At 36.0% G+C, this 26769-nt stretch carries 30 protein-coding genes; 28 read left to right on the top strand and 2 right to left on the bottom strand.

Annotation, left to right across the window (positions count from 1 at the left end; genetic code table 11):
• The first annotated feature begins 26 nt into the window (after positions 1–26).
• From ACH6CY_RS06205 to ACH6CY_RS06100, 22 genes are all read left to right on the top strand, one after another.
• Entirely contained in the window at positions 27–1625 is a 1599-nt protein-coding gene (locus ACH6CY_RS06205) for a terminase large subunit (protein WP_374066503.1), read from the top strand.
• An 80-nt stretch (positions 1626–1705) separates the two neighbouring features.
• Positions 1706–2035: a hypothetical protein gene (locus ACH6CY_RS06200; RefSeq protein WP_374066411.1), complete on the top strand. Its 330-nt coding sequence runs from the start codon at positions 1706–1708 to the stop codon at positions 2033–2035.
• A gap of 68 nt (positions 2036–2103) precedes the next feature.
• Complete coding sequence (locus ACH6CY_RS06195) at positions 2104–3387, top strand: phage portal protein (RefSeq protein WP_374066409.1); 1284 nt, start codon at positions 2104–2106, stop codon at positions 3385–3387.
• Complete coding sequence (locus ACH6CY_RS06190) at positions 3356–4042, top strand: head maturation protease, ClpP-related (RefSeq protein ID WP_374066408.1); 687 nt, start codon at positions 3356–3358, stop codon at positions 4040–4042. The genes ACH6CY_RS06195 and ACH6CY_RS06190 overlap by 32 nt, the downstream gene beginning before the upstream one ends.
• 11 nt (positions 4043–4053) lie before the next feature.
• Positions 4054–5250: a phage major capsid protein gene (locus ACH6CY_RS06185; RefSeq protein ID WP_374066407.1), complete on the top strand. Its 1197-nt coding sequence runs from the start codon at positions 4054–4056 to the stop codon at positions 5248–5250.
• Between the two features lie 18 nt (positions 5251–5268).
• The gene (locus ACH6CY_RS06180; RefSeq protein ID WP_374066405.1) at positions 5269–5496 is read left to right on the top strand and encodes a Head fiber protein; all 228 of its coding nucleotides are present in this window, start codon (positions 5269–5271) and stop codon (positions 5494–5496) included.
• A 14-nt stretch (positions 5497–5510) separates the two neighbouring features.
• Positions 5511–5819: a head-tail connector protein gene (locus ACH6CY_RS06175; RefSeq protein ID WP_061114369.1), complete on the top strand. Its 309-nt coding sequence runs from the start codon at positions 5511–5513 to the stop codon at positions 5817–5819.
• Between the two features lie 3 nt (positions 5820–5822).
• Positions 5823–6158, top strand: coding sequence for a head-tail adaptor protein (locus ACH6CY_RS06170; RefSeq protein WP_317944103.1), 336 nt, complete (start codon positions 5823–5825; stop codon positions 6156–6158).
• Positions 6151–6582 (top strand): HK97-gp10 family putative phage morphogenesis protein, encoded by a 432-nt coding sequence (locus tag ACH6CY_RS06165; protein WP_061114367.1) that lies wholly within the window; start codon positions 6151–6153, stop codon positions 6580–6582. The genes ACH6CY_RS06170 and ACH6CY_RS06165 overlap by 8 nt, the downstream gene beginning before the upstream one ends.
• Complete coding sequence (locus ACH6CY_RS06160) at positions 6579–6926, top strand: hypothetical protein (RefSeq protein WP_123317344.1); 348 nt, start codon at positions 6579–6581, stop codon at positions 6924–6926. Before ACH6CY_RS06165 ends, ACH6CY_RS06160 begins: the two co-directional genes overlap by 4 nt.
• Before the next feature lie 3 nt (positions 6927–6929).
• Positions 6930–7526, top strand: a complete 597-nt coding sequence (locus ACH6CY_RS06155) for a major tail protein (protein ID WP_374066404.1) — start codon at positions 6930–6932, stop codon at positions 7524–7526.
• Positions 7527–7541: 15 nt separating this feature from the next.
• Entirely contained in the window at positions 7542–7925 is a 384-nt protein-coding gene (locus tag ACH6CY_RS06150; protein ID WP_342293148.1) for a hypothetical protein, read from the top strand.
• An 11-nt stretch (positions 7926–7936) separates the two neighbouring features.
• Positions 7937–8113, top strand: coding sequence for a hypothetical protein (locus ACH6CY_RS06145; RefSeq protein WP_320378185.1), 177 nt, complete (start codon positions 7937–7939; stop codon positions 8111–8113).
• A 50-nt stretch (positions 8114–8163) separates the two neighbouring features.
• Positions 8164–8619 carry a hypothetical protein gene (locus tag ACH6CY_RS06140; RefSeq protein ID WP_374066403.1) on the top strand — a complete coding sequence of 152 codons (456 nt, stop codon included), beginning with the start codon at positions 8164–8166 and terminating at the stop codon, positions 8617–8619.
• Positions 8620–8691: 72 nt separating this feature from the next.
• Entirely contained in the window at positions 8692–11313 is a 2622-nt protein-coding gene (locus tag ACH6CY_RS06135; protein WP_374066402.1) for a phage tail tape measure protein, read from the top strand.
• Positions 11314–11328: 15 nt separating this feature from the next.
• Positions 11329–12102 (top strand): distal tail protein Dit, encoded by a 774-nt coding sequence (locus ACH6CY_RS06130; protein WP_211651040.1) that lies wholly within the window; start codon positions 11329–11331, stop codon positions 12100–12102.
• Between the two features lie 7 nt (positions 12103–12109).
• Positions 12110–14629 carry a phage tail spike protein gene (locus tag ACH6CY_RS06125; RefSeq protein WP_374066401.1) on the top strand — a complete coding sequence of 840 codons (2520 nt, stop codon included), beginning with the start codon at positions 12110–12112 and terminating at the stop codon, positions 14627–14629.
• An 11-nt stretch (positions 14630–14640) separates the two neighbouring features.
• Positions 14641–14835: a hypothetical protein gene (locus ACH6CY_RS06120; RefSeq protein WP_057995379.1), complete on the top strand. Its 195-nt coding sequence runs from the start codon at positions 14641–14643 to the stop codon at positions 14833–14835.
• Between the two features lie 9 nt (positions 14836–14844).
• Positions 14845–15426 (top strand): hypothetical protein, encoded by a 582-nt coding sequence (locus ACH6CY_RS06115; RefSeq protein WP_374066400.1) that lies wholly within the window; start codon positions 14845–14847, stop codon positions 15424–15426.
• Complete coding sequence (locus tag ACH6CY_RS06110; RefSeq protein ID WP_374066399.1) at positions 15423–17894, top strand: glycosyl hydrolase family 18 protein; 2472 nt, start codon at positions 15423–15425, stop codon at positions 17892–17894. The genes ACH6CY_RS06115 and ACH6CY_RS06110 overlap by 4 nt, the downstream gene beginning before the upstream one ends.
• A 76-nt stretch (positions 17895–17970) precedes the next feature.
• Positions 17971–18381 carry a phage holin family protein gene (locus ACH6CY_RS06105; protein WP_374066398.1) on the top strand — a complete coding sequence of 137 codons (411 nt, stop codon included), beginning with the start codon at positions 17971–17973 and terminating at the stop codon, positions 18379–18381.
• Entirely contained in the window at positions 18378–19085 is a 708-nt protein-coding gene (locus tag ACH6CY_RS06100) for an N-acetylmuramoyl-L-alanine amidase (RefSeq protein WP_374066397.1), read from the top strand. The genes ACH6CY_RS06105 and ACH6CY_RS06100 overlap by 4 nt, the downstream gene beginning before the upstream one ends.
• A 98-nt stretch (positions 19086–19183) precedes the next feature.
• On the opposite strand, the gene ACH6CY_RS06095 is transcribed toward ACH6CY_RS06100, so the two are convergent.
• Together ACH6CY_RS06095 and ACH6CY_RS06090 are read right to left on the bottom strand one after the other, a co-directional pair.
• On the bottom strand, positions 19184–19870 hold the full coding sequence (locus ACH6CY_RS06095) for a hypothetical protein (protein ID WP_374066396.1): 687 nt from the start codon (positions 19868–19870) through the stop codon (positions 19184–19186).
• Positions 19867–20646: a phospholipase D-like domain-containing protein gene (locus ACH6CY_RS06090; protein WP_374066395.1), complete on the bottom strand. Its 780-nt coding sequence runs from the start codon at positions 20644–20646 to the stop codon at positions 19867–19869. Before ACH6CY_RS06090 ends, ACH6CY_RS06095 begins: the two co-directional genes overlap by 4 nt.
• Before the next feature lie 175 nt (positions 20647–20821).
• On the opposite strand from ACH6CY_RS06090, the gene ACH6CY_RS06085 reads away from it, so the two are divergent.
• The 6 genes from ACH6CY_RS06085 to ACH6CY_RS06060 all read left to right on the top strand — a co-directional run bounded on the left by ACH6CY_RS06085 (position 20822) and on the right by ACH6CY_RS06060 (position 26733).
• Complete coding sequence (locus tag ACH6CY_RS06085) at positions 20822–21049, top strand: SHOCT domain-containing protein (protein WP_374066394.1); 228 nt, start codon at positions 20822–20824, stop codon at positions 21047–21049.
• A gap of 53 nt (positions 21050–21102) precedes the next feature.
• Positions 21103–22665, top strand: a complete 1563-nt coding sequence (locus tag ACH6CY_RS06080) for a recombinase family protein (RefSeq protein WP_374066393.1) — start codon at positions 21103–21105, stop codon at positions 22663–22665.
• On the top strand, positions 22665–23081 hold the full coding sequence (locus ACH6CY_RS06075) for a recombinase (protein ID WP_374066392.1): 417 nt from the start codon (positions 22665–22667) through the stop codon (positions 23079–23081). The genes ACH6CY_RS06080 and ACH6CY_RS06075 overlap by 1 nt, the downstream gene beginning before the upstream one ends.
• A gap of 1 nt (position 23082) precedes the next feature.
• Positions 23083–24651, top strand: coding sequence for a recombinase family protein (locus tag ACH6CY_RS06070; RefSeq protein ID WP_374066391.1), 1569 nt, complete (start codon positions 23083–23085; stop codon positions 24649–24651).
• Positions 24652–24907: 256 nt separating this feature from the next.
• Complete coding sequence (locus ACH6CY_RS06065; protein WP_374066390.1) at positions 24908–25582, top strand: response regulator transcription factor; 675 nt, start codon at positions 24908–24910, stop codon at positions 25580–25582.
• The gene (locus ACH6CY_RS06060) at positions 25570–26733 is read left to right on the top strand and encodes a HAMP domain-containing sensor histidine kinase (RefSeq protein ID WP_374066389.1); all 1164 of its coding nucleotides are present in this window, start codon (positions 25570–25572) and stop codon (positions 26731–26733) included. Before ACH6CY_RS06065 ends, ACH6CY_RS06060 begins: the two co-directional genes overlap by 13 nt.
• Positions 26734–26769 lie beyond the last annotated feature (36 nt).

Genomic DNA, 26769 nt, shown 5'->3' with positions numbered 1-26769 from the left:
GTTTTTATTTAAAGGGGGTGGTGGCAATTCGAAGATTAGAAGTATATAAACCAACAATTTTTACAGCTGAACAATCGTACTATGATAAGGATGCGGCTGATATGGCATTGAATTTTATTAATTGTTTAAAACACACTAAAGGTGAATGGTTCGGAAAAAACTTTGATTTGATTGATTGGCAAGAACAAATTATCCGAGATATTTTTGGGACGATGAAGCCGAATGGTTTTAGACAATTTAATACTGCTTATGTAGAAATTGCGAAGAAACAAGGAAAATCAGAACTTGCCGCTGCGGTTGCCTTACTTCTAACATGTGGGGACTTTGAACATGGTGGAGAAGTGTATGGATGTGCTGCGGACAGGCAACAAGCATCAATTGTTTTTGATGTGGCGGTTGATATGGTAGAACAATCACCCGCACTAAAAGCACGATTTAAACCAGTTCTGTCACAGAAACGATTAATTTATAAACCTTTAGGAAGTTTCTATCAAGTGCTATCAGCAGAAGCATACACAAAACATGGATTAAACGTACATGGTGTTGTGTTTGATGAACTTCATGCTCAGCCGAACCGAAGGCTATACGATGTTATGACCCATGGTTCCGGGGATGCACGAAAGCAACCACTGTATTTTTTAATCACAACAGCTGGAAATGACCAACATTCTATTTGTTATGAAGTGCACCAAAGAGCAAAAGATGTCTTAGAAGGTCGTAGAATAGACCCGACATTTTATCCAGTCATTTACGGCGCAGAAGAAGATGACGATTGGACAGATCCAGAAGTTTGGAAGAAAGCAAATCCATCCCTTGGAATTACGGTTGATATCGAAAAGGTCGAACAGGCGTGTGAAAGTGCAAAACAAAACCCAGCAGAAGAAAACTTGTTCAGGCAACTAAGGTTAAATCAATGGGTGAAACAATCGGTACGTTGGATGCCGATGGAAAAGTGGGATAAGTGTGCATTACCAGTTGACCCTGAAAGTTTAATTGGAAGAGAGTGCTACGCGGGACTCGATTTATCATCGACAACAGACATCACAGCGTTTGTACTAATATTCCCACCTGAATACGAAGATGATAAGTATGTTATCTTACCTTACTTTTGGATACCAGAAGAAAATATTAGGCAACGTGTTGATAGAGACCGAGTGCCGTATGATGTTTGGGAGCAGCAAGGGCATATGCAAACAACGGAAGGAAATGTTGTTCATTATGCGTATATTGAAAAGTTTATCGAAGAATTGGGTCATAAATACAATATAAGAGAAATTGCATTTGATAGATGGGGTGCAGTTCAAATGACACAAAACCTTGAGGGGTTAGGTTTTACGGTTGTTCCATTTGGGCAGGGTTTTAAAGACATGAGTCCATCGTCAAAAGAATTGATGAAATTAACACTTGAAGAAAAGCTAGCACATGGTGGGCACCCAGTTTTACGTTGGATGATGGACAACATTCATGTCCGAACAGATCCCGCAGGAAATATTAAACCAGATAAAGAAAAATCTACTGAAAAAATTGATGGTGCGGTTGCAACAGTAATGGCATTGGACCGTGCGATAAGAAGAAGTGGTTATAGCAATTCTGTATATGATGACAGAGGTTTAATTGTATTTTAAAATTGACTTTTTTACAGTTTAGAAACATAATAGACTTATGAACAGGGGTCTGAACATAGGTCTGTTATGGAGGTGAAATTATGTCTTTTAGGGTGCAATTTACAATTAGTGACGCTGAGTTTAAAGAGTTATCAATCCAAGCAGCAAATGAAGGCTTTCCCAATGTAGCTGAAATGTGTAAAACACGTTCTCTACTAGGTAAGAATACATATGCTGAAATGTATAAAAGAATGGTGGAAATAATTAATAATAAACAATCAGGTGAAGAGTTTTATTTAAGGGATATTATCGATACTCCGCCAGCATTACTTGGAAGATGGCTATTTGACAATGTAGCTAATGGAAAAATCCAGAACGTTGAACATTTGGGAAATGACGGAACAAATCCTGAGCGATATCTAAAGAAATAATAAAGAATAAGGCATCTATCGGAAGATGGGTGCTTTTTTTGTGTTTAACTTAAGGAGGTGAGGCCTATATGAGATGGATTACAAATCTATTTAAACCAAGGGATAAATTACAGAATAGTATGTTTGGTAGTAGTTATAGTTTCTTTTTTGGTAATTCATCAAGTGGAAAGACAGTCAATGAGTTTACAGCAATGCAAATGACAGCTGTTTATTCGTGTGTCCGAATATTAGCTGAAGCGGTAGCGGGGTTACCCCTACATTTATTCGAATATACAGCTACAGGTGGAAAAGAAAAAGCAATTGATCATTCACTTTATTTTCTTCTTCATGACGAACCTAACCCTGAGATGAGTTCATTTGTGTTTAGAGAAACATTAATGACTCATCTTTTATTATGGGGGAATGCCTATGCACAGATTATACGAAATGGGAAAGGTGAAGTGCTAGCTTTATATCCGCTTATGCCTAATAAAATGCAGGTTGAAAGGGATACACGGGGTAAATTGTATTATTTATACACGAAAGAATCTGATGGTTTGGGTTCTACTGATAATAACACCGTAGTATTGAATGCCGAAGATGTACTTCATATACCAGGCTTGGGTTTTGATGGGTTAGTAGGTTATTCACCGATTGCAATGGCAAAAAATGCAGTAGGTCTAGCGATGGCTACTGAAGAGTATGGAGCCAAGTTCTTCGCAAATGGAGCTGCACCTGGTGGGGTGTTAGAACATCCTGGAACAATAAAAGACCCGCAAAGGGTAAAAGACAGTTGGAATAAAGCATACCAAGGAACGAGCAATGCCCACCGAGTTGCAGTGCTTGAAGAAGGTATGAAATATCAACAAATTGCAATTGCACCAGACCAGGCTCAGTTTTTAGAAACAAGAAAGTTTCAGATTAACGAGATAGCTCGAATTTTCCGGGTCCCACCTCATATGGTCGGTGACTTGGAGAAATCGAGCTTTTCTAATATAGAGCAACAATCATTAGAATTCGTTAAATATACACTCGACCCCTGGGTTATTCGGTGGGAACAGGCAATCAGTCGCGCATTATTCTCGAAGAATGAGAAAAAAGATTACTTTGTGAAATTTAATGTAGATGGACTCCTTCGTGGTGATTATGCCTCACGAATGAGTGGGTATGCAACCGCAAGGCAGAATGGTTGGATGAGTGCTAATGATATCCGTGAATTGGAGAATCTTGACCGGATACCTGAAGAACTTGGTGGTGATTCGTATTTAATCAATGGAAATATGACGAAACTTGAAGACGCAGGTGTATTTGCAAAGAAATATGAAAAGGAGGAAAGCCAAAATGAAGAAGTTTTGGAATTGGATAAAGAATGAGGACACAAATAAAAGGTCACTTCATTTATATGGAGCAATAGCAGAAGAGAGCTGGTTTGACGATGAGGTGACACCGGCTGAATTCAGAGAAGAACTTATGCAAGGTTCTGGTGATATTGAGGTGTGGATTAACTCGCCAGGAGGTGATTGTATAGCGGCGGCACAGATTTACAACATGCTAATGGAATATCCAAGCGATGTACTTGTCAAAATTGATGGCATTGCTGCATCGGCAGCTTCAGTTATTGCCATGGCAGGTACAGAAGTTCAAATGTCACCAACTTCATTAATGATGATCCACAATCCATTTACTATTGCGATTGGCGATAGTGAAGAAATGAAGAAAACCGTCCATATGTTAGATGAAGTAAAGGAAAGCATTATCAATGCATATGAAATAAAAACTAGTCTATCACGACAGAAATTATCGAATCTTATGGATGCAGAAACATGGCTGAATGCACATAAAGCTATTGAATTAGGATTTGCCGATACATTGATGTTTGTTAATGAAAATCAAGATAGTCCAGTAGAGAATAGTTTTGTTTTTAGCAGGAAAGCTGTAACAAATTCACTGTTAAATAAAATGAAAAAACCACAAATAAAACAATCAGTTGAGCCGCTTTATGAGCGGCTTAATTTATTGAAATATTAGGAGGAAATAAGATGAATAAAATTTTAGAATTACGTGAGAAAAGAGCAAAAGCATGGGAGGCAGCAAAGGCATTTTTAGATACAAAACGAGGAAGTGATGGTTTAGTATCAGCTGAAGATGCACAGATGTACGATCGTATGGAAGAAGATATTATGAATCTAGGTAAAGAAATCCAACGATTAGAAAGGCAAGAAGCATTAGATGCAGAGTTAAATCGACCATTAAACACACCTATTATCAGTAAACCTTCTGTGCCAGGTATGAAATCAAAAGAAGGACGAGCATCAGATGAATATAAAAACGCATTTTGGAATGCAATGAGAAGTAAAGCACCGACACAAGAAGTTATGAACTCACTTTCCGTAGGAACTGATTCGGAAGGTGGTTTTTTAGTTCCAGATGAATTTGAACGTACACTCGTTCAAACGTTAGAAGAAGAGAACGTATTTCGTCAATTAGCAAAAGTAGTTAAAACATCGAGTGGTGATAGGAAGATTCCGGTTGTAACTACGAAAGGGTCTGCTGCATGGCTCGATGAGGGAGAAGAGTTTGGAGAAAGTGACTCAGCATTTGGACAAACATCTATCGGAGCATACAAGCTTGGTACAATGTTAAAGGTTTCAGATGAGTTGTTAAATGATAGTGTGTTTAATTTAGAGAACTATATCTCAACTGAGTTTGCTCGAAGAATTGGTGCTAAAGAAGAAGAGGCGTTCCTTGTAGGTAATGGAGAAGGAAAGCCGACTGGAATCTTTAATGCTACTGGCGGTGCTGAACTTGGGGTAACAGCTGGATCAGCTACAGCTATTACTGCAGACGAGATTATTGATTTAGTGTTTTCTTTGAAGGCACCATATCGTAAGAATGCAGTATTCATTATGAATGATGCTACTGTAAAAGCGATTAGAAAATTAAAAGATGGACAAGGACAATATTTATGGCAACCATCATTAACAGCGGGTACACCAGATACTTTATTGAATCGTCCTATCTATACATCAGCTTATGCACCAACGATTGCAAGTGGCGTGAAGTCGATTGCTTTTGGTGACTTTGGTTACTACTGGATTGCAGATCGTCAAGGACGTTCATTCAAACGATTAAACGAACTTTTTGCAACAACAGGTCAAGTCGGCTTCTTAGCAAGTCAACGTGTCGATGGAAAGTTGATTTTGCCAGAAGCAATTAAAGTCTTACAACAAAAATAAATAAAGGAGTAGAATGCGATGGGGTATAACGCTAAGAATTATACGGAACAAGGCGGAGAAAAAACGGTGATTGGCGGGGAACTTGTTATTGAAGAAGGGGCGAAGGTCACTGGCCTTCCTTCTTCTTCAAATGAAAAAATGGCAAATCAATCGGATAGTACAGCAGAAACAATAGAAGACTTAGTTGCGGATTTTAATGCATTACTATCGAAATTAAAAATATCTGGTTATATGTCAGAAGAATAAAGGTGGCGAAAGTGATGACATTACTAGAAAAAGTAAAGGCTAATTTAATACTCCAACATGATAAAGATGATGCTTTAATAGAAATGTACATCACTGCCGCCATTTCTTATGCAGAGAGTTATCAACATATTAAAGAAGGCACATATTTAGATGAGAATATGCCCGCGACAACGGAACAAGCGGTTATCATGTTGGCATCACACTTTTACGAAAGTCGAGATGGCAGTACAGGTGGATTTTTCGCAGATAGCGCACTTGCTGGAGAGCAAGTTTGGAAAACAGTCAACCTTTTATTAAGGCTAGATAGAGATTGGAAGGTATAGCGTATGAGTTTTGGTAAAATGCGTACATTTATCGATATCGTAACACGTGAAATTGTAAAAGATGAAGAGTCTTTCAGTGAAGAAACCGATAGAATCCTAGCATCTGTGACAGCATACAAAGAAGAACGCTTTGGTAGTAAGACTTGGGCAAATAGGGCAGCCTTTTCTGAAGCAAATGCGTTATTTCGTTTTAGAAACATTCCCGATTTAACCATTAAACCGAAAATGTTTATTGTATGTGATGACGGACGGTATGAAATAGTAAGCGTTGATAATGTGAAAAATAGAAATATGTATATCGAGGTTTTAACAAAAAAGGTGGTGGCATCAGATGGCTAAAGTTAATATTAAAATGCCAGAAGAATTCTTGATGAAGATTTCAAGATTGGGAAGTAAAACAGATGAAATCGTTCCGAGGGTTCTTGAAGCAGGTGGAGAAATTGTATTAGATAAAATGAAGTCTAATTTAAGCTCGGTTATTGGGAAGGACACAAAACTTCCGAGTAGATCAACTGGTGAGTTGGTATCTGCATTAGGAGTATCACCTGCCTTAGTTGACCGAAGAGGAAATCATAATGTTAAAGTAGGGTTTAATGAACCACGTAAAGATGGGGTTAGCAACGCTAAATTAGCTAATATAATCGAATACGGAAAATCGGGTCAACCTGCAAAGCCATTTTTAAAACCAGCAAGAAGAACATCAAGGCAACCTTGTATGGATGCGATGATTAAAAAATTGGAAGAAGAAGTGGAAAGCATATGAATGTATTAGCCGAAGTAACTCAAATTGCGGAACAATGTGGTATTCCAGTTGAAACAGGTATCTTTTCAGATACTGCTCCTGATTTATACATTGTAATCACACCAATCGTTGATATGTTTGAATTACATGCAGATAATATTCCAAAGTATGATGTACAAGAAGTTAGGGTTTCGTTGTTTTCAAAAAAGAATTATACATCAATTAAAAATAGTTTAGTCCGTACTCTTTTGGGTGCGGACTTTGTTATTACGGATAGAAGGTATATTGGTCATGAAGATGATACAGGTTACCATCATTTAGCCATTGATGTAGCAAAATATTATGAATTTGAAATGGAGGAATAATTTATGGCGACAATTGGTCTTGATAGGCTTTATTATGCAAAAATAACAGAAGGGGAAAACGGAGATGAAACCTATGAAACTCCTAGTCCTTTAGCAAAGGCGATTAGTGCTGAATTATCTGTTGAATTAGCTGAGGCAACTTTATATGCAGATGATGGTACGGCTGAAGTAATTAAAGAATTTCAAAGTGGAACACTATCGCTTGGTATTGATGATATTGGTGTGGCTGCGGCTAGTGATTTAACAGGTGCAACAATTGACGATAATCATGTACTGATATCCACAAGTGAAGATGGCGGTGATCCAGTTGCAATTGGTTTTAGGGCGAAAAAGGCAAATGGAAAATACCGATATTTTTGGCTATACCGAGTGAAATTTGGTATTCCAGCAACAAACCTTGCAACAAAAGGGGACAGTATTACTTTCTCTACACCAACCATTGAAGGTACAGTTTTACGTAGAAATAAACTTGATGGCCAAGGAAAGCATCCATGGAAGGCTGAAGTAAGTGAAGGTGACGATGGTGTGAATCAAGAAATAATTACTGGTTGGTATAGCGAAGTGTATGAACCTGTGTTTGCTGCGGGAACCGAAGGATAAAAGGAGCGATCAATTATGACGAATGAAAGAAGTGCGAAGATTTCGATTGGTGGTTCAGAATATGAATTAATTTTAACAACAAAAGCGACGAAGGAAATTGCTAAACGTTATGGTGGTTTAGAAGACTTGGGTGAAAAGTTAATGAAAGCTGAAAACTTTGAGATGGCCTTAGATGAAATTGTCTGGCTCATCACCCTGCTCGCAAACCAAAGTATCCATATTCATAATCGATTAAATGAAGAAAAGAAGGAATTGTTAACAGAGGATGATGTGGAACTGTTAACTTCACCTGTTGAAATGGCAACTTTTAAAGATGCTATTATGGAAGCAATGTTTAAAGGAACAAAACGACATATCGAATCGGAGGAAACCGATACAAAAAACGAAGTGGTCGAGTAAACGATGAAGAAATGTTTGCTCGACTTATTTATTATGGCGTGACACAGCTAAAAAGGACTGAACAGGAAGTTTGGTTGATGCCTATCGGTCATTTACTTGATCAATGGGAAATCCACAAACAATTCTCAGGTCTCACAAAACCTAAAAATGAACTATCGATTGATGATGTTATTCCGTTAGGTATTTAAATATTCTGATACAATAGTATTCAGAATATCTGAATGTGGGGGAATATTGAATGGAACTAATCAACGAGATTGATTCATTAATACAGGATGTGAGTAAAACGATAGGTAAACCTATTGTAGTAGAAGGATATGAAATTATTGATAGAGGTTTACCACATAAACCAAAATCGTTTCCTATTGGAATGATGGGAGTATATGCATTTTGGTATAATGACAGATTTTTAAAAATAGGCAAAGCCGGCTCTAAGAGTGGTCCTAGATTCTTAAGTCAACATTACAATCCGAAATCAGCCCAAAGCACGTTAGCCGCATCAATATTAAGGGATCCGGATATGTTGCAATTTGGTATAACTGAGGAAAACGTTGGTGTGTGGATAAAAGAGAATTGCAGAAGGATTGACATTTTAGTGAATGTTGAGCTTGGCATATTTACATTGGGCTTGATTGAAGCGGTACTTCATTACAAATATGAACCAAAGTACGAAGGCTTTGCAACACAGCGTTAATATAAGGACATGATTTGAGAGCAATCAATAGATTGTTCTATTTTTATGTCTATTTTAGGAGGAGGTGGCAGTATGGCAGACAATTTTGGTCTTAAAATTGGTGTTGATGGGGAACGAGAATTTAAGAAATCTCTACGGGATATTAACCAAAGTTTCAGAGTGTTAGGTTCTGAAATGAAGTTAGTGACATCAGAATTCGATAGAAATGATAAATCTATTAAAGCAATAACCGCAAGAAATGCAGTATTGAATAAAGAAATTGATGCACAAAAGGAAAAAATATCAACGCTAGAAAAGGCCCTTGCCAATGCTGCTGAATCCTTTGGAGAAAATGATAGAAGAACACTGTCTTGGCAAACACAGTTAAATAATGCGAATGCAGAGTTAAATAACTTAGAACGTGAACTGAAGGACTCACAAGAGGAAGTAAAGAATCTTAACCGAGAAAAAGTAGAAAAACTTGTGAATGGTTTAAAAACAGCGGGTGAAATTGCGGGTAAAGTATTGGTGGCAGGTTTAAAAGCAGCGGCTGCGGCAATGGCTGCAATCGGAACAGGAGCAGTTGCATCAGGTAAGTTTATAAAGGACTCTTTAAATGTTTATGGCGAATATGAAGACGCCATGAAGCAAGTTCAGGCAACGATGGGACTAGCCGGTGAAGAAGGGGAAGAAGCCTTCAATAAATTATCTCAAGCAGCAAAAGATGCTGGAGCAAGTACACGTTTCTCAGCATCAGAATCAGCTGAGGCATTAAATTATCTTGCTTTAGCGGGATATGATACAGAACAGGCGATAGGAGCACTTCCAGGTGTGCTTACACTTGCTGCCGCGGGAGATATGGATTTAGCAAGAGCATCCGATTTAGTGACAGACTCCATGGCTGCTTTAGGCCTTGAAATCGCTGATATGGACATGTACATGGACAAAATGGCGAAGACGTCACAAAAGTCAAACACAGATGTACAGCAATTAGGTGAAGGAATACTTGTTGCGGGAGCGACAATGAAAAATGCTGGGCAAGATTTAGATACTTTGAATGTGATGTTGGGAGTCCTAGCGAACCGCGGGATAAAAGGCGCAGAAGGTGGAACGAAACTTAGAAACATCATTATGTCTTTGACATCTCCCACATCGGCTGCTGCAAAAGAGTTAGAAAGTTTAGGTATAAGCGTCACTGATTCATCAGGGAATATTCGAGATATGAACGACATATTTACTGATTTAAATAAAGAACTAGATGGTTTGTCAGAAGCAGATAAGATGAATGCATTAAGTAATATTTTTAATAAACAGGATCTAGCAGGTGTGAATGCATTATTATCTGGAACAGGCGATGAGATGAATAATCTTTATAAGGAACTTGAGAATGCTGATGGTGCCGCACAACAAATGTCAGATACGATGGAAAGTGGACTAGCAGGTTCGGTTCGAAGTTTAAAGTCAGCATATGAGGGGTTACAAATCGTTATTGGTGAACAGTTTGCAGAAATGGCTCAGGGAGCAGTTGGTGATGTAACAGAATTAGTTCGAGATATAACTGAAATATTAAATGATGGATTTCAAGAAGGTGATATTACTGCTATAGGCGAGAGAATATCATCTTTTTTAATTCAAGGAATTAATCGAATTACAGAGTATATCCCGGGTGCCATTGATATGATAGCCACAATGCTAACAGAGCTGGTGAATGTATTGGTAGAACTTTTGCCTACTTTATTGCCACCTTTATTAGAAGGTGCGATTGCTTTATTAACAGGAATTATTGAAGCGATTGTAGGGAATATCGAGCCGTTAGTTGAAATGGTCGTATATTTAGTAACAACTGTTGCGGAGTTTATCATTGAAAATTTACCTATTTTAATTAATGCGGCTATCCAAATTGTTATCGCATTAGCGAATGGGATAGCAGGTGCCTTGCCACAGCTAATTCCAGCGGTTATAGATGCAATCATTTTAATTGTAGATACGTTAATCAATAATTTAGGACAAATATTAAATGCGGCTCTTCGAATTATTATGGCTTTAGCTGAAGGTATTGTTGCAGCTTTACCTAGATTGATAGCTGCCTTACCACAAATAATAAATTCAATTATTAACTTTATTACCTCAAACTTACCGATGATTATCGATATGGGGGTCCGTATCATTTTGCAATTAGTAGTTGGCATAATTAAAGCTATACCTTCCCTGGTCGCTGCTTTACCACAAATTGTGATGGCATTAATTACGGGAATAGGAAAAGCAGCAATTGCAATTGTCGAAATCGGTCGAAATATTGTACGTGGTCTTTGGGATGGAATTGCCTCCATGGTTACTTGGATCAAAGATAAAATCAGTAATTTTGTAGGTGGAATTGTAAGTGGAGTAAAAGGTTTACTTGGTATTAAATCTCCATCAACTGTATTTGCTGGTATTGGTGATGATATGGCTCAAGGTTTAGGGGTTGGTTTTGATAAGGCAATGAGTCAAGTTTCTGAGGATATACAAGATGCAGTTCCGACAGATTTCGACATTCAATCAAACGTGAATCTAGGGGCAAACGGTATTACAACAAGTCAAGATGGATATGGATCATTAATTACGATCCAACAAATGATTGTCAGAAGTGAAGATGATATTAGAAAAGTTTCACAAGAATTATATAACTTAATTCAAACAGGGTCTCGAGCACAAGGGAGGTTCGTGCCAAGTTAGAAAGGAGTGGGATGAATGGGGTTTACATTTGATGGCGTTCATTCGAAAAACATGAAAATCACCGCAAGAATTGTTAGTTGGCAAGTTTCTCCCGCTCCTAGAAATGCATTTGAAGTTATACCTGGTCGAATGGGAATTGCCGATCTAGGTTCAGATACATCAGAAAAATATATCAAAGTCATTTGTAATATTTTTCCGCAGCATTCATTTACCGAAGTAATTCATCTATTGGATGATGTAGCTGAATGGTTGAACCCTAATTTAGGATTAAAACAATTAGTGCTAGACGATATTCCAAACAGATATTTTTTAGCACGTTTAGTAGAGGAAGTGGATTGTGAACGAATATTAAGAAGTGCAGGTTCCTTTGAACTTACATTTGTTTGTCCAGACCCTTATGGTTATGCGATTACAGATGAGCAATTTACGATTAATTCTACTGGTAGCCATGTAGTTGAAAGGGAGTTAGGCAATATAGAATCTTTCCCGATATATCGAATGAAAGGAAATATCAGTAGTTCAAGTTCAACATTTTTAACGGTTACCACAAATGGCGAAAGTTTAAAAGTTAATGGACCATTATCATCAAATGAAATATTAATCGTTGATAGTGGATTACTAACTGCAAAAATAACAGATACAAGTGGAAATACGGTTCGGAATGGTTTATCTGTTTTAGATGAGTTAAATTTTCCAGTTTTATATCCTGGTAGTAATGAAATAAAAGTAAATAGTACAGGAGCAGCATTTACGGAACTTCACATATTAAGTCAAAGTAGATGGAGGTGATTTTATTATGGCGATTAAATCGGTTGTAACATCTCAAACAGATTTTACTGGTGAGTTTCCGATTCATGATGAAACAGTTGCATTATGGCGTTTTAATGAATCACAACCAAATGAAAGTCAGCTGATAGATAGTGGCACAAATAATCATCATTTTACTATATCAAATTGGTCTGGAACATCTGCCAGTTTAGTGGCAGGGAAGTTTGGGCGATTTTTTAGGCAGAATATTGTCAATCCAACAAGTGAGAAGACGTATCTCACCGCTACCAATGATGGTAGCTTTTTTACTGATTTAGGGGAGAAAATTGTTGTCGGTGGCTGGATAAATCCAACAACCTATTCAATCGGTCAAACATTTATTCCTATATTTAGTACAAGAAATGGACCAGGACAACCAATTTTCTATATATCTTTATATCAAGGTAGACTACGATTAATGCTTTATAACAACGTGGGGACATTAATTTATGATACATCCGAGACACCAAGTATTAGCTTTGTAAATAATGGTTGGTATTTTATCACAACCGTTATTAATAGGACTGATAAAACAATTCAAAACTTTATCGGTGACAGGTCGAACGGGGCAACTTGGCAATCACCTGTAAGAAATTATACAGGTGTATTGAATGAAGAATGTACCGCTGACATTGTCGTGGGTATGTTACAAGATACGTATTACTATGCTGGAGGTTTTGATGATTGGTTTTTTGAGAAAGATTCAAAGTTAACAATGGAAGATATACACTTATATTTTAAATCTTCTATTCAAGCAAATGGTGCAGATAGTGCATCCCAAGTAGATGCATTAACGGAACCAGGTGCTGTTATTTTAAAGCAAGAAGATAACAAGTATCCAGGTAGTGGTGTGCTCTATACAATACCTAAAAAGTGTAGTTTAGGTGGCAATGGTAGAGTTTCAGTAACTAGTGAATATATTGCTGGAACAACTGCGATTAGTTTAGTAGAAACATCCACATCAGATGACCTTGAGGATTGGACTTCGTGGCAAACAATTGGACCAACAGGTGAATTAATTTCACCTAATAGAGCCTATATCCGCTATCGCATTACTTTAACGACAGAAGATGAAACGAAAACACCGAAACTAATAGAAGTTATATTGCATGATATCCCAAAACCTGCCTATGAAAAACTTGGATTTGCTAGGCCTGTCGTTTTGGATAGTAATGGAGCATGGGATGCAGTTTTAGAAAATGCGTTTGATGTCATTGTTACAAGTGACATTAATGGTGCTGACATCTTAGAGTTTAAGATTCCTTTTCATGATTTAAAAAGGGAAAGTATTGAAAACGAAAAACAAATTCAAATCGTAGACGATGTGTATCGCATACGAACGATAACGGATGAAAAAAGCCAAGAAGGTAATATCATCACTCACGTATATGCAGAAGCAGATTTTTATGACTTAGCTTTTAGTACGGACAAACAGCCTATTGAATTTAATGCAGATACTGCTGATGTCCCGATGAAATATGCGTTAGAAGGAACGGAGTGGTCTGTTGGAAATGTGAATGTAACTACAAAGCGGACGTGGGAATCAGAGGAGAAAAATGCATTATCTATATTACGAGAAGTGCAAAATATCCATGGTGGAGATTTAATTTTTGATAGTGCGAATCGTTTAGTTCATTTACTGACATTTGGCGGTAAAGATAGTGGTGCGTTATTTAGCTATAGAAAGAATATGAAAAGTATTCAAAGAACAGTGGATACAAGAAGTTTAGTGACAAGATTATACGCATACGGTAAAGATGGCATGACATTTTCATCTATCAATAATAACAAAGCATATGTAGAAGATTATAGTTTTACATCGGAAGTTCGAATTGCAACACTTGATGCCTCATCATTTAGCAATCCTTATCAAATGTTAGAGTTTGCAAATATGAGGTTAGGTCAATACGCAAAGCCAAGAGTGTCTTATGTTTTAACTGCTATGGACTTATCCGTACTAACAGGTTATGAACATGAAGAGTGGGATCTAGGAGATATTGTTACTGTTAACGATAAAGAATTAAATTTACAAGTGAAGACTCGTATCGTACGCAGGCAGTACAATTTGCAAGAACCATGGAAAACAGTGATTGAATTATCGACAAAATTAAAAGAATTAGGTGATTCATCAGCCCAGTGGGATAAGGCTGCAGATATGCTACATGACACAGATGTGCTTGATCGGCAGGAAATAAAAGATTTAGTACCGTTTAACCATTTAAGAAACTCCAGAGCAGATGATGGATTTACTTACTGGGTGAATTCTGGTTTTAATGTTGATACGAATAATGGTGCAAGCGGTGATGCATCTTTTAAAGCAGAAGGTGTTTTGGGAATGACGAAATCTATGTATCAAACCGTATATCCAGCAAATCGAAAGAATTATACTATATCCGCACAAATTGGTTCTGAAAATCTAGAGAAAGGGCCAAATGGGCAAGTAGGGATTGAAGTGGAAATTGAATACGAAGATGGATCGATTAAAAAGAGAATTATTGATTTATATTAGAGGTGTTTGAAATGGTTTTTTTAACTCAAACTGCACATGCAATTACTCCAAAAGGATCTGGGAAAATTAAGAAATTAACAATTCGATTATTTGTAAAAGATTGCACTGGGACAGTGTATTTTACAGATATTCTTTTGCAAGGTGGCTCAATCGCTACTGGATGGGTTGGGCATGTATCAGAAATAAAGTGGACTCTTGATGGTTAGGTGATTCGAATGGCGATACAATTTACTCGATTTAGTGAAACGATACGTGTGAAAGAAGATAAAAGAGTCGTAAATGTAACTTTGAAATTGTTCGTTACAGACTGTACGGGGACGATTTATTATACAGATATACAACTTCAAGAAGGCGATAAGCTAACGGGATATGTCTTAAACACAGAAACCTCACTTGAAAAATATAGAGAAGAAAGCGGGGTTCTCCCAGTTCGTTTCTATAATGGAGTGGTTAGAAGTAAAGAAACGATTGTCATATTTAATCTGGGAACAACATCTGCAGGACTGGATTGTCATATCACACCCCTTCAATCAATGAAAGCAGGAAGTATTAAACTTTCGCAAGGATATGGATCCCACCATATGAAATTTAAAGCTGTAGCAAATCCAGATGACACATTTTCATTATTGGCTTCAAGTAGACAAGCGTTGCGAAATCAAAGTAAAACAAAAAAAGAAGGATTTTATCAATATACCGCAGCATCTGATAGTAAGCACATTGTAGAACTCGAAGAAGGAAAAGCAGCACGAGTTTTATTTAAATTCCAGGAAATGCAAGAAGGAAGTGGCAAGCAATGAGTCAATATCTAGAAGGCAAAAAGACAATGGTGTGGAGTTTCATGGGAAACGCAAGAATGTATGAGGCTTTAAACAAATACGGGGATAGGCTTGATACGGTAGGTATATTTACATTTGAGGTAGATATTACAGGTACTATTAAAGAAACAGGGACAAGTATATCGAGCATGATGCCGTATATTAATAAATGGCCTCATATAAAGTGGCTGCTAACAATCATGAATCATGGAACGGCATCTATATTTACAGCAATCAGAAATAACACAAATGGTGCAAAGGATAAGTTTTTATCTGAAATCGTTCGAATCATGAATAAGTATCCATGGTGTGATGGTGTTGATATTGATTTGGAACGTGGTGGTGGTTATGAAAATAAAGATGCTGCGAACCTCCTGTTTAAAGATATCTATCAAACTGTCAAACAACATGACTCATCAAAACTAGTCAATATCTGCTTACCTGGAATGACAGGGGTTCAAGGTTCTGTTGGTGGAGAAAACTGGTGTGTTTATGAAGACTTAGATCCTTATTGTGATACGGCTGCGATTATGAGTTATGGGATGGCTTGGGCGGGTTCCGCTCCTGGTCCTGTTTCCCCGCGAGATTGGTTGGAAGGTATTTATAATTATGCAACAAGCGTCATGTCACCTAAGAAGATATTTTTAGGTCTTCCTGGTTATGGTTGGAACTGGCGAATTGATGATACTCCACAAAACTTAAATAGGGTTTATCGTGGTACATCTAATACGTATTATGCAGCACAGCTTTGGATGACAGGTGGTTATAACTTTACAAATGATGCACCACCGCAACCGATGATTCCTATCATTGCTTATTGGGATAATTACGATAAAGTCCCATGGGCATTGCCGCATGTCTATGATTACATGGAAGGTCCAGATGCAATCACACGAACAAATCCATTAATTGCAGAAGATTATAACCGAAGAAGCTTTTTAACAGCATATAGTAAACAACAAAAGACAGCGTTTGGAAGTGTGTTTATTGATCGTCTAGGTAGTAGTTATGATAGTCATGCAGGAATTATATCCGATTCTTCTCAGATGGTTACTCTCGGTGAAAACGGTGAAACGACATATAATTTCACCTTACAATCTAGTGGAACTTATGACATTGCAGTAAGAATTGGTTTTCCATTTTGGGATAAGAATTCTATTAAGATATCAATTGATAATGATGAAACAACTATTAAAGAGAGTAGGCTATGGTGGCCTTATTGGAGAACAACTTGTTGGTTAACGTTAAAGAAGAATATATCCTTAACAGCAGGTGCACATACCATCAAAGTTAAAGCAGGAATACCTGGTGTACAGTTTTATGGTTTTAGAGTTTGCTCATACTTCAGGCAATCATCTAGCGCGGGTGAAGCAGAGTTCTTACTTGCACCTAGAAAGTTTAAAGGGGTAAATGGTCAAATGGTAAAACCTGATCGGGCATTTAAATTAACGACCGAAGTATTGAGAAGAAAACCAGACTCAGCTCTTATTTGGTACGAAGACTTCAGGGATGAAAATCCGCTACCTAGCAATTATTGGACAACCCTAAGCGGTGAATGGGAAGTATGGAAAAAAGATGATTTTAACAATCCACGTCCTTATGCACAGCTTGATGGAAAAGGTGAATTGACATGGAGGTATTCTGATTTTAAAAATATACACATTAGAGCAAGAATTGGATTCCCACAAAACGGGAACGGGCGAGCGGGAGTATTCTGTGGTGATTTATTTTGTTGTTTAAACTATAGTACCCAGCGTTTGGAACTGTATAAAGGTAGCTCCTTATTAGGCAGTTATAATGTTCAAATAGAACGCACTCCAAATGCCAATTTACGAACCGCACCTAATCTTTATACGATTGAAATGCAAATACGAAATAATTCAGTCAGGGTATATTCTGGGGCAGCAAACACATTCAGATTTAAAGTGGATATAAACGATTTCAGTGGAGGCTATGCAGGAATTCGTTCAGATAACCGCATGATATCTGACTTACTCCGTTTAGGAGATGCATGGACATACGAACCATATGAAAGTGTAGATATAACTTTTCCAAATGGAAACACTGTGGAATTTGGAAGAATCTCAAGAACAAATGTTACTTGGGACAACGAGTTTCAGGTCTTTAAAGTAAATAATGATGTGGACGAGATAAGCACAAGAAGTGATGATATATCAATGGATTATGATTTCTTCCATTCACAAGAATTACCACTGATTGCTGGAAATGATTATACCGTCAAAATAAAACCAAAGGATATTAACCTTTGGATATCCCGCTTATTTCTAGGAGATGCGGATGGTTTTTCAATTCTTTATTATCAAGATGTTGATAGTTTGGTTTATTGGGCAAACGAGGCAGCTTACAAATGGAAGTTACGTGGCATTGCCATTTGGTCATTAGGACAGGAGGACATGCGGGTTTGGGAAGCCTTACCAAAACAAATATAAACAAATCAAGGGTGTCTACAAAGTGTGGATGCCCTTTTTATATAGATGTTTTTAAAATTGAAGGGGGAAATATTCAATGAAGGACGTATGGAACTGGATACAAATCATCGTTACAGCACTAGGTGGATTTATTGGTTGGTTTTTAGGAGGGCTAGATGGCTTTTTGTATGCCTTGATCATATTGGTTGTTGCTGATTATGTGACAGGTATTATGTGTGCAATTGTCGATAAAGAACTATCTAGTGAAATTGGTTACCGAGGGATATTTAAAAAAGTATTAATTTTTATATTAGTAGGTGTCGCACATATGATTGATACACATTTGATAGGGGATGGCAGCGTTCTTAGAACGGCAGTCATCTTTTTTTATTGTTCAAATGAAGGTATTTCCATGCTAGAAAATGCTTCACGATTAGGTTTACCAATACCTGAGAAGTTGAAAAATGTACTTGCTCAACTGCATAATAAAGGAGGAAACGAATCATGAATTTAAAAAAGTTATATTTAACGAAGAATGAATGTTACAAGGTAGGAAGGAAAATTACACCAAAAGGAATCATGGTCCATAGCACAGGGGCAAACAATCCCAATTTAAAACGTTACGTTGGCCCAGATGATGGTTTGTTAGGGAAAAACCAATACAACAATCATTGGAATCAACCGCGTCCAGATGGTAGGCAAGTGTGTGTTCATGCTTTTATCGGAAAGTTAAAAGATGGATTGATTGCCACTTACCAAACGTTACCCTGGAATCATCGTGGATGGCATGCGGGTGGAGATGCGAATAATACGCATATTGGTTTTGAAATTTGTGAAGATAATTTAACAGATAAAACTTACTTTAATAAAGTTTATAAAGAAGCGGTTGAACTCTGTGCTTATCTTTGTAAACAGTGCAAGTTAACAGAGAAAAATATCATCGGTCATTATGAAGGCTATCAAAAGAAGATCGCTAGTAATCATGGCGACCCACGTCATTGGTTTTCCAAACATGGCAAGTCAATGGATACATTTCGAGCGGATGTGAAGAAGGAATTAGCGAAAGGTACGTCAACCTCAAAGCCATCAACTGGTGGAAAGAAACTGTATCGTGTGCAGATTGGTGCGTATAGTGTTAAAAAGAGTGCAGATAAGCAACTAGAAAAAGCAAAGAAAGCTGGCTTTAAAGATGCGTTTGTGAAATATGATTAGACTAAAAGGCATCCGATGAAATAGTCGGATGCTATTGCTTTTTAATAATTACAAGTTTTACTATTTTATACAACTGGGTCTGGTCTTTAAATGAGTTACTACTCTAAATAATTTTTGAAAATAGTTGATGCAATATTTGTTACCATTCTTACATCGCTAGAATTTTCAACAATCCTATATTTATCTGATTCATTTAGTTCTTCCCAATTAGGAATTATGGAAACATCAATGCCTTTAAATTCCATTAATTTTTCTGGTGTAAACTTTTTAATCTTGATTTTAACATTATTAATTTTATCATCGAGATCTATATTGAGCGGCTCAATAGTATCGGTGCTTATTATCCTTAGCATTAAATTAAAAAGAATATCGGAAATCATATCATACATCTTTAGGCAAGTTTCATTCTCTGTTAATGGATAGTAAATTTCAGTACCATCTTCAGTAAAAATTAAATTATACTTAGACAAGTTACTATGTGATAAAAGATTGCGAATCATTCTTATACCATTATTTTTATTATTAAGAAAATTATGTTCTATTTCTGTTATAGTGCCATTATCTCTCAAGATATCTATAACATCGATAAGTCTTGCATCATAATTTTTCAAGTTGCTTTTGAATATATTTTCCATTAGATTAAATAAAAAAATGAGTGCGACAAATCCATTTCCAGAATCCTCCTCTGCTACATCTTTGCAATAGCTTAATAGATTACCGTAATATTTCGAGTATTGCCAAACATAATCTATTGTTTCTGTTTTTGAAAAAAATTCTTTATTCATAAGTTCCTCCCATACGAATTTTGAAATATTACCTTAAAATTATTTGTGTATTGTTTTGCTAATTGTCTATCTACAGAAATTGTTAAGTGTTCTTCGTTTTGAGAAGCCGTTGGCGTCCAATTAAAAGAACCATGTAAAACAATAGAGTAATCAATGATACAGTATTTTGAGTGGAGTCGATTATAATTATTAAATCCCCATTTTTGTACAATGATTGTTTCAAACTGTTCTTTTAATTTGGATATCATTCTTTGGTTAGATTCTTCGTCAGATATTAGGACGCGTATATTAACACCATTTAATTTTTGATCACATAATTCTTGAAATAAATTATCATCAGTAAACCAAGCAATGTTTATCCATATCGAATGTTTGGCCATTCTTATGCTTTGTATAACTTCTTCTCGAATGTTATTAAATGAAGCTGTGTGAGATTTGATTTCTAGGTTATCCAAATCATTTAGATTAGCTATTTGTTTTGGACGAATAAGGATGTTTCTTAACTCATACTGTTCATCTCCAGAGTAACAATCGTTAATTAACGCTTCAAAACTTTTGAGCAATAGCCTGGTTTCTTTAATCAAAGGTATTTTTACACGAACACTTACGTCTTCCCAAAAATGATAACTCTTATTCGAAAAAATTCTAGTGTCTAGTAACTCTATCTCTGAGTATTCTAATATTGTGCTAAGTTTTTCTGCGTTTTTATAATTTTCGGAATCATATTTTAATGTCGCAACCATTGTTGAATAAAGTTTCATTTCACGTTCATTCATTTGTATCACTCCAATTTCACCTCTATTTTAATTAGGTATGCTTTTGAATGTTTAGTCTCCTATATCATACTTGAATCAAATAGATCAAACAAAGAAAATATAGTTTTTTATATTAGGGTTCGAATCACCACTATTTTTCGCATATAGGTAGAAGACTATTTAGGAGGAAAACTATATGCGAATGACACAACTCTCGCCTAACAATCAAACATCAAATAATAAATTATCAAAACCAACTGAAGAACAACTTCAAAATGAACTTCATTTTCATCTTGTTGAAAACATGCTCATGAAACTACGTGAAGAGGAGCTGATTTCTCAGGAAGAATTCAATCAAATAAGTAAATTAAATCGACAAAAATTCAATCCTTTATTAGGCCCCTTAATGTGCGATAAACCTTGATATAACAACGTTCTAACGCTAATATGTCACATGCGAGAGGGGAGGTTGAGTGGATGAGAAAGATAACAACACTTGATGTGACAACATCTTCAGCAGTAAAACAGAAACTAAAGGTCGCTGCATATATACGGGTATCAACATCAAACGAGGAACAACTGATTAGCTTAGAAGCCCAAAGACGACACTACAAAACTTTAATCGAAAAGAATGATGAATGGCAGCTCGTGGATATTTATAGTGATGAGGGTATCACAGGAACGAAAAAGGATAGACGACCAGAATTGCTTCGCATAATATCTGATTGTGAAAAAGGAAAGATTGACTTCATTTTAACGAAATCAATTAGTCGATTTGCGAGAAACACAATTGACTGCTTGCAACTGGTTAGAAAATTGATGGACTTAGGTGTGCACATTTATTTTGAAAAAGAAAACATCAATACAAATTCGATGGAAAGTGAACTCATGCTTTCAATCTTAAGTAGCCTTGCAGAAAATGAATCAGTGTCACTTTCCGAAAATAGTAAATGGTCGATTAGACAACGATTCAAACGTGGAACTTATAAATTATCATATCCACCATACGGTTACGATTATATCGATGAACAAATAGTTGTAAATAAAGAACAAGCACAAGTGGTCAAGCGAATATTCAATAGTGTACTTGAAGGAGTGGGAACTGAACGAATCGCAAGGCAACTGAATAAAGAAAAAATACCAACAAAGCGAAATGGCAATTGGACAGGCTCAACGACACGTGGGATTGTTAAGAATGAAAAATACACAGGAGATGTGCTACTTCAAAAGACTTTTACTGATGAGCATTATAATCGAAAAGTAAATCAAGGTGAATTGGATCAATACCTAATTGAAAATCATCATGAAGCAATCATTACACATGATGATTTTGAAACAGCTAATCAAATGCTGGAATACCAAGCACGTCAAAAGAATGTAGTAGCTGGGAGTAGAAAATATTTAAACCGTTATCCTTTCTCAGGAAAGATTGAATGTGCGGAATGTGGCGATACATTTAAAAGAAGAATTCATACTTCCACCCATAAAAAATATATCGCCTGGTGTTGTTCAACACATATCAAAGATAAGGATGAATGTTCGATGCTTTTTATAAGAGAAGAACGTATTCATCAGGCATTTATTACGATGATGAATAAACTAAAGTTTGGTTATAGTTATGTATTTATCCCGCTATTAAAACAACTCGAAGTGACAAATCAAGATGAAAACTATCAAATGATTTCTGAAATAGAAGAACAACTCGAAGTTACAAAAGACGAACTGAATACATTAATTCAATTAATGACAAAAGGGTTTTTAGAACCAGCAATTTTTAATGAACAGAAAATCGAATTGACTCAAAAGCATATGAAGTTAAAAGGAGAAAGAGACCAGTTACTGTATTTAATCAATGACGGTTCAAATCAGCTAAGTGAAGTGAAGCGGCTCATTAAATATTTTAAGCAAGGAAAATTCAGAGATGCATTTGATAAAGAATCTTTTCAAGACATTGTAAAAAAGATAATCGTATATTCATCTAATGAGATAGGATTTCATTTGAGGTGTGGGATTACACTTAGGGAAAGGATTGAACGCTGATGGCACACACACCTTTTGGATATGAAATAGTAAACGGCAAAATTGAAACTCATGCCAGAGAATCTGAGCAATTAAAGCTTTTAATCCAGTCATACTTATCTGGCAAATCTTTAGCTAATGTAGCAAAAGATTCTGGTATTAATCATTCACATGGTGGAATCACTAGAATATTAACAGATGAAAGGTATCTGGGAAATGGAACGTTTCCTAGATTAATTTCAAAAGAGCAATTTGAACAATTGAAAGAAGAAAGGTTTAAACGAGCGAAAAAACTAGGGCGTTTAAATAGAACAAAAGAGGAAAAAACATTTACACCGAGGTTTAAATTTACAATCGGAAAAGTGGTAAACAAATACGACAATCCAATTAAACAAGCAGAATATGTATACAGCTTAATAAAAGAAGAGGTGACTTAAAATGGCCCTAGCAAGAAGCGTAACAGTTATCCCAGCGAGAAGAAGAACAAGAAATGTTGATACAGAGGAAAAGAAAAAATTAAAAGTGGCAGCTTATTGTCGGGTATCAACAGATAGCGAAGAACAAGCAACTAGTTATGAAGTTCAAGTGGAACACTACACCACCTATATTCAGAACAATCCTGAATGGGAGTTGGCCGGCATTTATGCTGATGATGGCATATCTGGAACAAACACCAAAAAACGTGAGCAGTTTAATAAAATGATTGAAGATAGTATGAATGGGAAAATCGACATGATTATTACAAAATCCATCAGCCGATTTGCAAGAAACACGCTGGATTGTTTAAAGTATATTAGGCAATTGAAAGATAAAGAAATACCAGTCTTTTTTGAAAAAGAAAACATAAATACGATGGATGCTAAGGGGGAGATTATGCTTACCATCATGGCATCCCTAGCACAACAAGAAAGTCAGTCGCTAAGTCAGAACGTAAAACTAGGCATACAATATCGTTATCAACAAGGTGAAGTGCAGGTGAATCACAATCGTTTTCTAGGCTATACAAAAGACGAAAACAATAAACTTGTCATCAATCCAGAACAAGCAAAAGTTGTTAAACGAATTTACCGAGAATATTTAGAAGGAGCAAGTTTAGTTCAAATCGCACGAGGACTAGAAGCGGATAAAATACTTACCGCTGCTAAACGATCCAAGTGGCGACCAGAGTCGATTAAAAAGATTCTTCAAAACGAAAAATATATCGGGGACGCATTACTCCAAAAAACATATACTGTAGATTTTTTAACAAAGAAACGAGTTGTCAATAACGGTCATGTTCCTCAATATTATGTCGAAAACAACCACGAAGCCATCATTCCAAGAGAGATTTATCTACAAGTCCAAGAAGAAATGATGCGAAGAGCAAATATTCGAAACGGAAAAACAGGAAAGAAACGAGTCTATAGCAGCAAGTATGCCTTGTCGAGCATTGTCTTTTGCAAAGAATGTGAAGATGTTTTTCGAAGGGTACATTGGAATAACCGCGGATACAGATCCATCGTGTGGCGCTGCGTCAGTAGACTAGAAAGAAAAACACATCTTTGCAGTGCAGAAACAATTAGGGAAGATGAACTTCACCAAGCTGTAGTACAAGCGATTAATGAAGTGTTGGGAAACAAAGACGACTATTTAAATATATTAATAGAAAATATTGAAACAGTATTAAATGAAAATGCAGATAAACCAACAACTCATATTGACGAAAAGTTAGAAGAACTCCAAGTGGAACTGCTAAGACTTGCAAATTCAAAAGAAGATTACGATGATGTAGCTGAAGAAATATACCGTTTGCGGGAACTGAAGCAAGAAGTCATGATGAAAAATGCAGCAAGAGAAGGACTCAGGCAGCGGATTGAAGAAATGACAAAGTTTTTAAAAGAGCAACCGAGTCTGCTAGAAGAGTATGACGATTTACTTGTAAGACGATTGATTGAGAAAATAGCGATTCACAAAAGACAATTAACAATTGAATTTAAGTCGGGGATTAATAAGAAGGTTGATATATGACAGCTCAAGCCCATGTTGATATAGATGTGGGCTTGTTTTTAATAGGACAAAAAATTGGTGAATGAAATAGACATATCTATAAAGAAGTTATAGATTAAAAGGCAGAAGTTCTCTGACTCGCTTAATTCAATTTTATTAAGTATTCTTGCTGTATAAATGCCTATTTAAATTACCAATGTAATTAATCATTTCATTTGTTGATGAAAAATAGATAATTGGATTGTAGGATAGATGATAAAATGAGGAGTTGAATTGATTGAAACATAAGATCCTGATAGTAGATGATGAAAGTGATGTAGTGCAGTTATTAAAAGATTATTTTGAAATGAACGGATACGATACGCTGTCGGCTTATAACGGAATCGAAGCGATAAAACAAGTAAATAAAAATCCAGATCTCATATTACTTGATATTAATATGCCTGATACGAATGGTTATGAAGTTTGTTCTAAAATTAGAGACGTAATCTCTTGTCCAATTATTTTTTTAAGTGCAAGAATAGAAGACATAGATAAAATTAAAGGTTTTTCTGTTGGGGGAGACGATTATGTGATGAAACCTTTTAGTATCGATGAACTTGGTGCAAGAGTTCAAGCGCATTTAAGAAGAGAACATCGTCAAAGTGTTCATCGTCACTTTACCTTTGCAGGGAGTCTAACAATTGATTATTCAAGCAAAGAAGTGAAATATAAAGATCGAATAATAGAGTTTACGAAAAAGGAATACGAAATTATAGAATTACTTTCTACGCATCCAGGACAAATCTTTGATAAAGAAAGAATTTATGAAAAGTTATGGGGATGGGATAGTGAAGGGGATAGTTCGGTCGTCGCTGAACACGTACGAAGAATTCGATCGAAATTAATACAACTTGACCATGATCCATATATTGAAACTGTATGGGGGATGGGCTATAAATGGATAAAATAAAAAACTTTTTTAAAAATATGCCTATATTAGTTAGTTTTATGCTTTTCCTACTTCCATCGGTTATCTTAGCTACTGTAATTGCTATAAGTGGCAATCCATATTTCTACGATAAAGCGATGCAACTTTTATACTCCTACAATGAAACAACAGCAGACGGGACTCTTTTATATAGTGCTGCTGAACTGGTAGAAATCCTACCTTTACAAGATAAAATTTATTATTATATGTTCATCATTTTATCTCATGCAATGTGGGTAATCCCTATTTTAATTTCTGTTATCGTTGTTCCTTATATCTTTTATACAATTAAAATAAAAAAACCGATGCAGATTATGTTAGTTAGTGCTGAAAAAATCTCAAATGAAAATTTAGATTTTATGGTTGATTACGAGGCAAAAGATGAAATGGGAGAACTATGTGCAGCCTTTGAAAAAATGCGTTTTACCTTAGAAAAAAATAATAAAGAAACATGGAGAATACTAGAAGAACGGAAAAAGTTAAATGCTATTTTTGCACATGATTTACGAACTCCCTTAACTGTCTTACATGGCTATTCCGATTATTTATTAAAATATATTCCAGAGGAAAGAGTGACAAAAGAAAAATTACTCAAAACAATTGGAACGATGAATCAACACATTGTACGAATTGAAAATTATGTGCAGCATATGAATACAATTCAACGATTTGAAGATATTCAAGTAAATTGTAAACCTGTTTCGTTTTTCTTACTCGTTGAAAAATTACAAGAAAATACTGAAATGATGAAACAAAAGCAAAAAGTTGAATTTCAAGTGTTAGCTGATGATCGAATGATAGCGATTGATGAACACTTAGTACATCAAGTGTTTGAAAATCTTATATCGAATGCCATTGAATATACCAACCACCAAATCTCCATTGTATACAACTTGAAAGAAGATTTTCTGCTATTGACCGTTTCAGATGATGGTATTGGTTTCTCAAAAGAAGATTTACCTTCTATTACTCAACCGTTTTATCGTTCTGACAAAGATTTTACAGAACAACATTTTGGATTAGGTCTTTACACATCAAAAAAGATTTGCGAAAAACACGGTGGAAATCTCATTCTAGACAATAATTATAAAGGTGGAGCTTCCATTACAGCATCCTTTCAATTTAAAAGTTGATAGAAAGTAGATAATTGTATTTTAAACTCTTCTCTA

It is taken from the genome of Paraliobacillus sp. JSM ZJ581, from assembly GCF_044383835.1.
In the GTDB taxonomy this organism is placed as follows: Bacteria; Bacillota; Bacilli; order Bacillales; family Amphibacillaceae; genus Paraliobacillus.
Note: the sequence above shows the minus strand (reverse complement) of the source record. Positions and strands in the feature narration are given on the sequence as shown.